The sequence below is a fragment of the Bythopirellula goksoeyrii genome (assembly GCF_008065115.1).
Classification (GTDB): domain Bacteria; phylum Planctomycetota; class Planctomycetia; order Pirellulales; family Lacipirellulaceae; genus Bythopirellula; species Bythopirellula goksoeyrii.
Map to the genome: position 1 here is coordinate 3677226 of NZ_CP042913.1, position 12740 is coordinate 3689965.

General features: G+C 48.9%; 8 protein-coding genes. 6 read left to right on the forward strand and 2 right to left on the reverse strand.

Translation table 11 applies throughout. The features are described 5' to 3' along the window. Position 1 precedes the first annotated feature (1 nt). Positions 2–1147: a glycoside hydrolase family protein gene (locus tag Pr1d_RS14655; protein ID WP_210417716.1), complete on the reverse strand. Its 1146-nt coding sequence runs from the start codon at positions 1145–1147 to the stop codon at positions 2–4. Positions 1148–1319: 172 nt separating this feature from the next. Between Pr1d_RS14655 and Pr1d_RS14660 the strand changes: the two genes are divergently transcribed. The 6 genes from Pr1d_RS14660 to Pr1d_RS14685 all read left to right on the forward strand — a co-directional run bounded on the left by Pr1d_RS14660 (position 1320) and on the right by Pr1d_RS14685 (position 12082). Next, positions 1320–3767: a sugar-binding domain-containing protein gene (locus tag Pr1d_RS14660; protein ID WP_148074224.1), complete on the forward strand. Its 2448-nt coding sequence runs from the start codon at positions 1320–1322 to the stop codon at positions 3765–3767. A 206-nt stretch (positions 3768–3973) separates the two neighbouring features. Further along, the gene (locus tag Pr1d_RS14665; protein WP_148074225.1) at positions 3974–5083 is read left to right on the forward strand and encodes a sialidase family protein; all 1110 of its coding nucleotides are present in this window, start codon (positions 3974–3976) and stop codon (positions 5081–5083) included. A 216-nt stretch (positions 5084–5299) separates the two neighbouring features. Beyond that, complete coding sequence (locus tag Pr1d_RS14670; protein ID WP_148074226.1) at positions 5300–6244, forward strand: dihydrodipicolinate synthase family protein; 945 nt, start codon at positions 5300–5302, stop codon at positions 6242–6244. 4 nt (positions 6245–6248) lie between these two features. Then, positions 6249–9416: a PSD1 and planctomycete cytochrome C domain-containing protein gene (locus Pr1d_RS14675; protein WP_238476508.1), complete on the forward strand. Its 3168-nt coding sequence runs from the start codon at positions 6249–6251 to the stop codon at positions 9414–9416. Positions 9417–9494: 78 nt separating this feature from the next. Beyond that, complete coding sequence (locus Pr1d_RS14680) at positions 9495–10928, forward strand: DUF1501 domain-containing protein (RefSeq protein ID WP_148074227.1); 1434 nt, start codon at positions 9495–9497, stop codon at positions 10926–10928. Between the two features lie 71 nt (positions 10929–10999). Continuing rightward, positions 11000–12082 (forward strand): substrate-binding domain-containing protein, encoded by a 1083-nt coding sequence (locus Pr1d_RS14685; protein WP_148074228.1) that lies wholly within the window; start codon positions 11000–11002, stop codon positions 12080–12082. 23 nt (positions 12083–12105) lie between these two features. Here Pr1d_RS14685 and Pr1d_RS14690 read toward each other — a convergent pair whose 3' ends face one another. After that, positions 12106–12720 carry a 3-keto-disaccharide hydrolase gene (locus Pr1d_RS14690; protein ID WP_148074229.1) on the reverse strand — a complete coding sequence of 205 codons (615 nt, stop codon included), beginning with the start codon at positions 12718–12720 and terminating at the stop codon, positions 12106–12108. Positions 12721–12740: the final 20 nt, after the last annotated feature.

Consider the following 12740-nt stretch of genomic DNA (forward strand, 5'->3'; position numbering starts at 1 on the left):
GTTAGTTCTTCCGAAGATCCACAGAAGTTGCCAGGGCAAGTGCGCGGCCTTCCTTGCCGACTGCGCAGTAGAAATGATAAACCACGCCATCATGTTTGAGCATCCAAGGCTTGTGGGCAAAAGTCTTATCCCAAGGCTCCGAAGGTTGAATTAGGACCTCTCCATCCCACTGAGTCCAATGCACTAGATCCTTGGAACAGGAAAAACTATCGAACGCTCCTGGCCCCCATCCTAAACCAAAATAAAACATGACCCATAAGTCATCGATCTTGACGATCTGAGGATCTCCAGAGATTCCTTTTCCATTGTCGATCACCGGTCCAGAGCCATAGCGCGACCAGGTCTTCATGTCCTTGGATACCGCCATTCCAATTCGTTCAATTCCTTCACCCTGCTGCTTCCCGTTGTAATACATGACAAAGGGGTAGCCCAACGATTCCGATTTATCCCAAAGGATCTGACTCTTATAGAGCGTAGCGCGTTCGAAAGGGCGGGCATCTGGCTGATTCGGAGTTAGCACTGGATTTTCTTCCAGACGATTCCAGGGTTGTGGTTTCTGGGGCTGAGTAGTCCAAGCTAGCCCTAACGACAGCGGATCGGTTTCGTAGCCTTGCAGGGCGCCGCCGAAGTAAGACATCCAGTATTTTCCGTCATAGGATTGCAGCTTCATCGACCCTCCCCAAGTGGGGTCGACCAAAGCAATGCTTCCATCGGCTTGCCATTTATCCCAACCGCTCTCACGAAAAGGAAGAATTGTCCCTAGTGGTTTCCAATTCAGCAAATCTTCGCTGCGTGCCAGATAGGTTTCGTAACCAATCTTGCCCTTAATCCCTACGTATACCATATACCAGGCATCATCTCCACGAAAAATGTTCGGGCAATCAATCGAATGACCTTCACTGGGTCGCATTACGATTCCATATTTATATGGTGTTTTGACTTCCTCGTAGATCGCCTTCATCTCTTCCTGTGTTACGGTACTCTCGGGATCTCGTTGGCGGGCTTCAACGACTTCTCTTTCTTTGGGCGCGGCCCAAGAAGTCTCAGCAGAAAGACTCATGCAGAAGAGCAACGAGCAACTCATCAAGCATAAATTCAATGTAAGTTTCTCATTTAATGACAAGAGAATGTCTGAGTTTGTTATCATGACAGTGAGCATCCTATGAGAAACTGTGAATTATTGAGAGAAGTATTGAGGCTCTGTCTCGCAACTTCTACGAGAGGTCCATTTCGATATCATGTTGAATCACTTTGTATTGGATAGACTATTCAGTCCGTTGGTGGCTATTTCATATTCATCTTACATTTGACCAATTTACATGCAACTCTCAGCTATCCAACTTATTGCGGTCTCTCAACTATTGCTGAGACTCTCGGTCTTATTTTGCATTTGGTCATATCTTGCAGCGATTTCTCTCGCAGGCGAGAAAATTTCACTTGATGCGAATTGGAAGTTCCGGCTGAGTGAAGAGACTCAGGCCTACGAGACTATGTTTGACGATTCAAAATGGCAAGTAATTCAACTTCCACATGACTGGAGCATCGAACAATCTACTGATCCTCAAGCACTTGCAGCAGGTGGCGGCGGATTCTTTCCAACGGGCATTGGATGGTATCGCCGTGAGTTGGTCGCCCCTGACGAATGGAGGGATCAACGAATAAGCATTGAGTTTGAAGGAGTTTATCGCAATGCCGAAGTGTGGATCAACGGAGTACCTCTTGGAAAGCACCCCTATGGATATACTCCGTTTCGCTACGATCTTTCAAAGTACTTGAAATATGGTGAAGCCAATTCTATTGCGGTGCGAGTCGACAATTCCGAACAACCGAATTCGCGGTGGTACAGTGGGTCGGGGATCTATCGGCATGTGTGGTTGCACGTGAATAGCTCTGTATATCTTGATGAACGGGACATCTCGATTCAGACTGAGCTTATTTCCGAGACTGAAGCATTGATTGCCTTGGAGGTGACAGTATCAAATAACTCTCCAGGAAGAAAGTCACTTAATTTGGTGACCGATATTCTTGATTCGGACAACGAGACTATTGCATCGGATACAATTTCATGCCTAGTTGCACCTCACTCACAGGCCAATGTGGCGCGGTCGATTACAATCCCCCACCCACAATTATGGTCACCTGATACTCCTGATCTCTACACTGCTCGCCTCCGTATTGCGGAAGGTGATCAAGTACTCGACAATACCTCGATCCAGTTTGGCGTGAGAACGATTGATATTTCCGCCACTCATGGCCTATTACTTAACGGAAAATCAGTCCTGCTCTGTGGTGCGAACGTCCACCATGACAATGGGCCACTAGGCGCTGCGGCGTTCGACCGTGCTGAAACCAGGAAGGTTGAAATTCTCAAAGCCGCCGGTTTCAATGCCGTCCGCACTGCTCACAATCCCCCTTCCATTGCTTTCCTGGATGCCTGTGACCAAGTGGGAATGCTTGTGATCGACGAAGCCTTCGATGGTTGGGCTGCTAAGAAAACACCCAATGACTATGGCATCGTCTTTCATGAATGCTGGCAACGCGATCTTGAAGCAATGCTTCGGCGAGATCGCAATCACCCTTCAGTTATCATGTGGAGCATCGGCAATGAGGTTTATGAGAGAGGAAATTCGGAAGGATTGGCGATTGCTAAAGCGATGACCAAGCGAATCAAAGAATTGGATTCCTCTCGCCCCATAACCGCCGGAATAAACGGACTCGGAGATAAAAATGAATGGTCTGAACTCGATCCCCTTTTTGATAAGCTGGATGTAGCTGGTTACAACTACGAGCTGCAACGTCACAGACTTGATCATCTACGTTCTCCTAGCCGTGTTATCATGTCGGCAGAGTCTTATCCTCAGGACGTATTCGCAAACTGGAAAGCTGTTGATGAGTTTCCTTATGTGATCGGCGATTTCGTGTGGAGTGGGCTCGATTATCTTGGTGAATCGGGCATTGGTCGAGTATTCCCCTCCGGCGAACGAGTGATGCCTCATTGGGAAGGAAGCCACTACCCCTGGCACGGCGCCATCTGTGGAGACATTGATATTACCGGTTGGAGAAAACCTCTGTCCTACTATCGCAATATTGTGTGGGACCGCGGAGAGATGCTATACATGGCTGTGAAAGTTCCATCACCAGGCAAGAATGAATGGCAACTTTCCGCCTGGGCGCAACCAAACTCTTTGCCAAGTTGGACGTGGCCTAGTCATGAAGGTGATGAGTTGACAGTGGAAGTCTACTCGCGCTATCCGATTGTGCGTTTGTACTTGAACGATCAGTTAGTTGGAGAGCAACTGACATCAAAGGAGTATGAGTTTCGAACAGAATTCAAGACTACATACACGCAAGGTGTCCTCAGAGCAGTGGGAGTGGAGAACGGCATTGAACAGGAAGAGATGGTCCTCACAACAGCAGGTAAACCAAGCAGCATCAGGCTTTTGCCCGATCGAAGTACGATTTCTGCGGATGGGCAGGATCTCTCATTTGTTACGGTAGAAGTCGTCGACGATGAAGGACGAGTCTGTCCTCAATCGGAAGCAATTGTCGAATACAATATCAATGGACCCGGCAGGTTGGCCGCCATCGGTAGTGGTGACCTCGCAACGCTTGAAAGCTATTTAGCGAATCCTCGCCATGTCTTCCAAGGGAGATCTCTTGTGATTATTCGATCCTCAGATGCCCCTGGAACAATTGAATTAGAAGCCTGTTCTACTGGTCTCAAGAGTGCAAATACGACGATTCGTGCCAAGAACTTAGTCAATTAGGGAATCACGCGACTGCTTCTATTCTACACCATGTGGAATTCCTACTGCGAAATATGGAGCATTTCTTGCAATATGCGGCGGTAGACTGCAATTTCAAGGGCGGTACGATGAAGTGATAGGTTCTTCTATAAGCCTACACACTGAGTGTTTCGGATTTCACAAGATGCAACATGGGCGAGAGTTGTCTTGCCCCCTGAGCAAATCACATGATTAACTCCACGATTCTAATTTCAAGCATCGCCACATTGCTCGCCTCAATGGGCTTTGTTACTGCAGCTGAAGAACTTGCCGTGTCGCTTGCAGAACAACCCGGATACCTATCGAGCGAGTTTATCTACGATACCGCGCCTTTTCCATCCTGTCATGCTTCAACGATCGAAGAGACTTCCAATGGACTCATCGCCGCCTGGTTCGGTGGCACACATGAACGAAACCCCGATGTTGGGATCTGGATTTCTCGACGCGACAATGGCAAGTGGTCCATCCCCGAAGAGGTTGCCAACGGAGTAGTCTCAGAAAGTGAGCGCTATCCCAGTTGGAATCCTGTGTTATTTCAACCTTCATCTGGACCGTTGCTACTGTTTTACAAAGTAGGCCCCACACCCAGTGACTGGTGGGGGATGCTTATGACTTCTGCAGATGGAGGCAGAAGTTGGTCAGAACCTCGCCGCCTGCCGGACGGGATACTAGGTCCCATCAAGAACAAGCCAATTCAACTGACAAATGGAGATATAGTTTCTCCCTCAAGCTCAGAACATGATGGTTGGCGAGTTCATTTCGAGCGCTCGACCGACATGGGACATACTTGGCAAGCGACTTCGCCGGTTAATGATGGAAAAGACATTCGAGCAATCCAACCAAGTCTCTTGACCTATGGAAAAAATCGCCTCCAGGCTTTAGGTCGCACACGCTCCAGCGGCATCTTTGAGATTTGGTCGGAGGACGGGGGAAAAACCTGGGAAGAAATGACTCTTCTCACACTTCCCAATCCGAGTGCCGGTACAGATGCAGTGACACTCGCTGATGGTCGTCAATTGCTGGTGTACAACCACAACCCCAACTACAAAGGCCGTAGTCCTCTGAACGTAGCAATCTCTGAAGACGGCAGGAACTGGCAAGCGGCACTTGTATTGGAAGACACGCCTGCGAATGAGTTTTCCTATCCTGCGGTTATCCAAACAAGAGATGGTTTAGTGCATATCACTTATACATGGAATCGCAAGCTAATCAAACATGTCGTAGTTGACCCTAACGCACTGAGTCTTCAGCCAATTGAGGAAGGCAAGTGGCCCCATGCGTCTCGGGAAGACCTGTGATTCTGTCCTTCGTATCCTTACTGGTAGACAGCCAGCACCCCACTCTGAGACAGAGAATCATAAGACTTATAGATCTTGCTTGTCAGAAAGTACTACAACAACCCGGCAGCAGAGATGGACGAAAGGTGGACTCTGTCTACTTTGTGGTAAACAATAGTAGTATTGATTCGAAAACATAACCCTCGGCAAATTAAAGATTCTATGAAGACAGATCCCATGCGATCCGACCGAGGAATTGTTCCTCCACTAGTCACTCCACTCACAGAAAAGGGCCGACTCGACCTTGTTGGGCTTGAATGCCTAATCGAACATGTTGTAGCCGGTGGTGTTCACGGCCTGTTCATATTGGGTACGACTGGCGAAGGTCCTTCGCTTTGTTGCGAGGTAAGACGTGAGATGATCCGTCACACGTGCCGTATCGCTAGAGGTCGGCTCCCAGTCTATGTCGGAATCTCTGATACGGCGATCATTGAATCTGTATCACTGGCTCGCTTTGCTGCAGATGCAGGATGCGACTTTGTAGTCGTTACCCCTCCATACTATTTTCCCGTCGGTCAAGTCGAGCTAACTGCTTATTTCAGGCAGCTCCTCGCTGAGTTGCCTTTACCGACGATGCTCTACAACATGCCTTCCGTAACCGGGCTATCGATCGACCCTGAAACCGTTCGGAGTTTACTCGATCAAGAAAAGGTCGTTGGACTCAAAGACAGTTCGGGAGATCTAGACTACTTTAAAGAGATCTTGAAAATTGCTTCGGTGCGTGAGGACTTCTCCGTGATGGTTGGCCCTGAGCATTTGTTGGCTCAGACTCTTGCCTTGGGTGGTGACGGTGGTGTGGCTGGAGGAGCGAACATATGGCCTTCTATATTTGTCGATTTGTATGAAGCCTCAGTTAGCGACGAATCAGTTGATATTTCCCCTTTGAATTCGTACATAGTACAATTGGGCGAGATCTACAAAGTTGGCCCCGAATCGATTACTGCAACGATCGCCCGCACCAAAATGGCACTGTCTATTTGCCAAATATGCACTGAAACGACCGCTCCGCCTATATTGCCAACAAACAGCAAAGAGCGAGAACGAATCTCGCAGATTTTGGTCCAATTAGGAAGAATCCCAGGCCAATCTCACGCTGGCATACCCCAATCCCAAATAGCTTGAAATCATGAAAGACTGTTGCCGACAACACGAATTAGGTAGTCGTGCCACTCATGGCCGCCAAGCTTTTCCTCCAACTCTTAGTTCCTGGTTCGTAATAGTCGTTATGTTGTTATTCTGTTTCACTGCCAAAAAAGTGGAATCTGCTGAGGCAACAGTCAACTTTAGTAAAGATATCAGGCCTATTCTCTCTGACAATTGCTTTCATTGTCATGGACCTGATCCATCACATCGTGAGGCCGATTTACGACTCGACATTTGGGACTCCGACGACGACTACGCGGCTAGTGGTGTTATCGTTGCTGGTGAGCCGGAGGAGAGCGAACTAATCTCTCGAATCTATTCCGACGATACGGGTATACAAATGCCCCCGATCGATTCGGGGAAAACTCTTTCTGACGAGCAAAAGGCCCTCATCACGGCATGGATAGAGCAGGGGGCTCGCTACGAAAAGCATTGGGCGTTTGTAGCTCCCACCCGTCCTCAGATTCCTGCCGTACGAAATGAGAACTGGGTCAGCAATCCGATTGATTCCTTTGTGATGGCCCGGCTGGAATCAGATGGTCTGCAACCATCTCCTCAAGCAACCCCGCTGGCTCTCTTGCGGCGTTCGTCGCTCGATTTGATTGGTTTGACGCCGACAATTGAAGAGATCGAAGAATTTGAAAGCCTGTCGGCTGATGAAGCGTATGAGAAAACGGTCAATCGACTGTTGGTGTCGCCTCATTTTGGTGAGAAGTGGGCTCGTGAGTGGCTCGATGCGGCACGTTATGCAGACTCTGATGGATATGAAAAGGATTTGCCGCGAAATGTGTGGATGTATCGAAACTGGGTGATCGACGCATTGAACAACGATATGCCGTACGACGAATTCCTCGTCGAGCAAATCGCAGGGGATTTACTTACAGATCCGACACAGGATGAGTTGATTGCTACGGGTTTTATGCGCAATTCGATGACGAATCGTGAAGGTGGCATCGATCCTGAAGAATTCCGGATGGAAGCCATGTTCGACCGGATGGATGCGATTGGCAAATCGGTACTTGGTCTTACTGTGCAATGTGCCCAGTGCCACACCCACAAGTACGATCCGATTACGCACACAGACTACTATCGGATGTTCGCATTCATCAACAACTGTGACGAGGCTGAGAATACGGTGTACACCGAAGAGCAGCGATTGCAGCGGCAGCAGATTCTTCGGGAGATCGAAGAAATTGAAAGGGATTTGCAACGAGGTGCTCCCGACTGGAAGCAGCAAATGTCGCAGTGGGAGAAATCGCTGGTAGATCAGGTGGACAACTGGACGATCGTTCGTCCTGATATCGATGGCAGCGGAGGTCAGAAGCACTATCTCCTGGAAGACGGGTCTATTCTGGCACAGGGATATGCACCTCCAATGCTGAGCTCCACTTTCAAGGTGGATACTGAGCAGCCTAATATCACTGCCATTCGGCTTGAATTGCTCAACGATCCAAATTTGCCACGTGGTGGTCCGGGTCGGTCCTCTCTGGGACTCTGTGCATTGTCAGAGTTGAAGGCAGTCGTTGCACCAATCAGCAATCCTCAAAAAAAGAACGATTTAAAGTTTGTTTCCGCTACGGCGGACGTCAATCCAGCTAGGCAAGTGCTGAAGAGGACAACCGACGATGAATCTAAGCCGGACCGCTTTATTGGCCCTGTCGAACTGGCAGTTGACGAAGATGAAACTACTGCCTGGGGAATCGATATCGGACCTGGGCGAAGTAACGTCCCACGTGAGGCGGTCTTTGTTCTTGAAAAACCTATCAAATCTAGCAAACCGCTTCAGCTTAGTATTACTCTCGTCCAGTCCCACGGTGGGAAGAAGATTACTTCTGCTCGGACAAACAATCTTGGTCGCTTTCGCCTGTCAGTAAGTTCCGCGCGCAGTCCGAGAGCCAACCCAATTCCACCATCAATCCGCGAAATATTGCAAATTCCTGTCAGACAAAGGACTCCGGCTCAAGTCGCGTTAGTTTTCAGTTATTGGCGGACTACAATACCTGCATGGCAAGTTGCCAACCAGAGAATAGAGGCTTTCTGGAAGCAACATCCTCAAGGGACTTCTCAACTCGTGCTTCATGAACGAGAGCAGCCTCGGAAGACTTGTCGTCTCGACCGGGGTAGCTTTCTAAGCCCTGCTGAAGAAGTTTCACCAGGCGTCCCTGAGTTTTTGCACCCTCTCGAGAGCACTTCACCCAATCGCCTTGACTTTGCGCGTTGGCTGGCCGACAGACGCTCTCCAACAACTGCCCGTGCATTGGTAAACCGGATCTGGCAGTCTTATTTTGGTTCGGGTTTAGTGGAAACCTCTGGCGACTTTGGTCTTCAAGGAGATGCTCCTACTCATCCTGCTCTACTAGATTGGCTAGCAGTAGAATTGATGGACAACAATTGGAGTCAAAAGCATATTCACCGACTGATCGTGACTTCTTCAACCTATCGCCAACAATCAATTGTAACTGACCAACTACTAGAGATTGATCCATCGAACAGACTCCTTGCACGTGGCCCTCGTAATCGACTCGATGCGGAGTTAGTGCGTGATGTTGCGTTGACTGCCAGCGGATTACTGAATCGAACAATAGGTGGACCAAGTGTTTTCCCACCGGCACCTGATTTCTTGTTTGTACCTCCCGCCAGCTATGAGCCGAAATCATGGCCCTTCACCGCTGGGAACCAGCAATTCCGGCGCTCGTTGTATGTCTTCAGATTTCGGTCTGTTCCCCACCCAGTGATGGAAACGTTTGACGCTCCTAGTGGCAACGTTTCCTGCGTGCGCAGGTCACGTTCTAACACCCCACTTCAAGCTTTGACTACATTGAACGAGCCTTTGTTTCTCGAATGTGCTCGCGGACTGGCGGAGAAAACCCTGTCATTGGAATCGAACTCTGATAAGGAGCGTCTGACTTATGCTTTCCGCCGATGCTTGACTCGTTCGCCCTCAGATGAGGAATTGGCGGTCTTGCTGGACTTCCTTGATCGTCAAACTTTGCGTTTCTCTAATACCAATTCGGGAAACAATCATCTCGTTGCCACCGAATTTGGAGTGCCGAGTAATTCGCGACGATCAGAACTCCAGCCAAAAGAACTTCCCTGGATTGCGGTTGCCCGAGTTCTGCTGAATCTGGACGAAACGGTCACCAATGAGTAGCCGGCTGACCAATTTCCCCACTGAGCTCGAATCTGATATGCTAAAGACAAGTTCAACCCCCAAAAGGGCGATGAAACTATGAACTGTCAATCACACTTAAATCGACATATCGCTCCCGAGAAGCTAGCTCGTCGATGGTTTCTCAGAGATTGTGGAGTTGGCCTGGGGGCTATTGCTCTTAGTCAGCTAGCTGGAATTCCCACGGCTCAAGCTAGTAGCGACCCGATCGCTCCCAAGCAACCACACTTCAGCCCTAAAGCCAAGAATATCATTTTCCTATTTATGGCTGGTGCGCCCAGCCACCTGGAACTCTTTGACTATAAACCTGATTTGGTGAAGTTTGATGGCACTCTCCCGCCACCCGAGTTGTTGGAAGGATATCGAGCTGCTTTTATCAAACCCAATTCCAAACTGATGGGGCCAAAATTCAAGTTCGGAAGACATGGTGAGTGTGGAGCAGAAATCTCTGAGTTACTGCCCCACTTGGCTGGCGTCGCTGATGACCTCACGATCATAAAGTCAATGACCACCGATGCGTTTAACCATGCGCCGGGGCAGTTGCAAATGAGTACGGGGTCTCAGCAGTTTGGCAAACCAAGCTTGGGTGCCTGGTCGCTCTATGGATTGGGAAGTGAATGTAATAATCTTCCTGGCTTCGTCGTCTTTAATACCGGAAAAAAGGGGCCTAGCGCGGGTAGTGCCAATTGGGGAAGCGGTTATCTTCCGCCGGTCTATCAGGGAGCTCCGTTTAGAACGGTTGGCGACCCTGTACTCTACCTATCCAACCCACCCGGCATAGACCGAGAACTTCAGCGTGAATCTTTGGACGCAATTAATGCTCTTAATCAGCAGCATTTCGATGAATTTGGTGATCCGCAAATTGAGGCAAGAATTCGTTCGTTCGAAATGGCCTACCAAATGCAGGCTACCGCGCCTGATGTGACTGATTTGACTCAGGAACCTCAGCATATTCTAGACCTCTATGGCGCTGAACCGGGCGTTCGCTCTTTTGCAAATTCTTGCCTATTGGCTCGTAGGCTGGTGGAAAACGGTGTACGCTTTGTAGAGATATTCCATGAGGCGTGGGACCAACATGGTGAATTGGTAAAAGACATCAAACAGAACTGTGTGGATACCGACCAAGCCGCTGCAGCTTTGATTACAGATCTGAAGCAACGAGGGCTCTTGGAAGACACTTTAGTAGTTTGGGGAGGAGAATTTGGCCGTACTCCAATGGTCGAAGGGGACAGCAATGATGGTCGAGATCACCACCCCAATGCATTTACGATGTGGCTAGCAGGAGGAGGAACAAATGCTGGGCTAACGCTTGGCGAGACTGATAATTTAGGATTCAATGTAGTTGGTGATCCGGTACATGTTCGAGACCTGCATGCCACGATCCTGAAGCTGCTTGGATTCGATCATTCTCGGTTGACATACAAGTTTCAAGGTCTTGATCAGAGGCTCACAGGCGTGGAACAGGCCTATGTGGTTAACAAATTGATTGCCTAGGAGGCCAAACTTATCACAAATCTCTTAGAAGATTCTCTCTTTTCCCAAAAGTATCATAAAGGGTGTTAAAAATGTCTCGTTCGAATCTCTTTTTTCTTGCCGTTGCAGTAGGTGCCATTGGAATGGCAATGTGGTATCGCCAGCAGGTGTTTAAGGAAAAACCTGTACCCACGACTCCCAAGTTGGCTTTTGTTACGGGTGGTTCTGGGCCCTATTGGCAGCTTACCGCCGAGGGAGCGCGAGCTGCTGCAGAATCCTTGCAATGCGATGTCGACATTGAATTACCAAAGGATGACGAAAGCCTTGATCAGCAAATGGCCATCCTAACGCGACTCAACCTGGAAGAACTGGATGGTGTTGCATTAAGCCCGTTGGATGCCGAAGGGCAAACGAATATGATCAACCGCATTCAACAACAAACGAACGTGGTAACCTTTGACTCCGACGCTCCACATTCATTGCGCCGCGGCCATGTGGGAACCAGCAATTTTGGGGCGGGAGGAATCTGTGCCCGGTTGGTAGCTGAAGCCTTGCCGGATGGTGGTGATGTGCTCGTGCTGATGGCGAATTTGACCAAAGAGAATATGATCGATCGAAAAATCGGCTTTGAAGAGACTCTTAACAAACCACCAGTAGCAGCAGAGGAAGATGAGGAAGAAGAGGAAGAAGAGGAAGAAGAGGAAAAAGCAGAAGAAAAACAAGCTGCCCCAAAGTACAACATCGTTGGATTTCTGATCGATAACGGAGACGCAAGCATCAGCAAGCAAAATATTCTAGTTACTCTTAAATCGCATCCAGAGTTGTCATGCATCGTTGGCATGAACTCGCAACATGGTGCGATCATTATGGATGTCCTCAAAGAAGAAGATAAGCTCGGGAAGATCAAAGTGGTAACCTTCGATGCCGAACCTGCAACGTTGGAAGGCATTGAAGAGGGGAACATCTTCGCAACCATCGCCCAGGATCCCTATAAGTATGGATTTGAGGCAACTCGGATGCTTTCAACACTGAGCCGCAGTGGAGTGGAAGAACTTCCCATCGTTGGGGGAGGGACGGTGAACATCAACGCCGAGCCGATCCATCAGGAAGAACTCAAAGAGTTCAAGGATCGACTTTTGGCGCGTACAAACAAACCCGAAAAACCCGGCAAGTAGCCCGTCACTGGTACGACAGGTCCTCACTCAAGGTTCGCGATCCGTATCTTTCGAAAGCTGATCGACATCTCATTGCCAGGATGCAATTGCAGTCCCACGGGGCCTGTTTTGATAGCGGTTTCAGAATCGTAAGTCATTACGCTTCTATGATTGAGCCAAACGGTGTAGTTTTCTCCCATCGCGACAATCGTTAACGTATTCCAGTCATCGGTTTTCAATAAACCTTCAATTCCCTCAGCCTCCACTGGATATCCCTTTCCAGCGATATAAGGAGAAGCAGTCAGATCGCGCTTCAGCGAACCTGATATGCCGATTTGAATCTGCTCATTTGAATTTCGCAGGAAAACTCCAGAATCGACTGTCCCACTACCGAACTTGAACTCACACTCAAAAATGAAGTTGGTGTATTCTTGCTGGGTCCATAATGTTGAGCCGACTCGTTTTAGATCGTTCTCAGCCGTCAGGACTCCCCCATCGACTTTCCACCAGATGTTGTCCTCGGGCACTTGCCAACCGGAGAGATCATTGCCATTGAAAGCGGAAGGCAATTCCTGTCCAAATGTAGTTTGAGGGTTAAGCAGACAACTGATGGCTGCTAGCAAGAAATATGTGGCAATCGCAAGTGGATAGTATCTCATATTCTACTTCACCTTTGTCT

Excerpts from the sequence above, each read along its gene's own strand:
- Pr1d_RS14655 (WP_210417716.1), bottom strand. The coding sequence starts at position 1,147 with ATGATAACAAACTCAGACATTCTCTTGTCATTAAATGAGAAACTTACA.
- Pr1d_RS14660 (WP_148074224.1), top strand. The coding sequence starts at position 1,320 with ATGCAACTCTCAGCTATCCAACTTATTGCGGTCTCTCAACTATTGCTG.
- Pr1d_RS14665 (WP_148074225.1), top strand. The coding sequence starts at position 3,974 with ATGATTAACTCCACGATTCTAATTTCAAGCATCGCCACATTGCTCGCC.
- Pr1d_RS14670 (WP_148074226.1), top strand. The coding sequence starts at position 5,300 with ATGCGATCCGACCGAGGAATTGTTCCTCCACTAGTCACTCCACTCACA.
- Pr1d_RS14675 (WP_238476508.1), top strand. The coding sequence starts at position 6,249 with ATGAAAGACTGTTGCCGACAACACGAATTAGGTAGTCGTGCCACTCAT.
- Pr1d_RS14680 (WP_148074227.1), top strand. The coding sequence starts at position 9,495 with ATGAACTGTCAATCACACTTAAATCGACATATCGCTCCCGAGAAGCTA.
- Pr1d_RS14685 (WP_148074228.1), top strand. The coding sequence starts at position 11,000 with ATGTCTCGTTCGAATCTCTTTTTTCTTGCCGTTGCAGTAGGTGCCATT.
- Pr1d_RS14690 (WP_148074229.1), bottom strand. The coding sequence starts at position 12,720 with ATGAGATACTATCCACTTGCGATTGCCACATATTTCTTGCTAGCAGCC.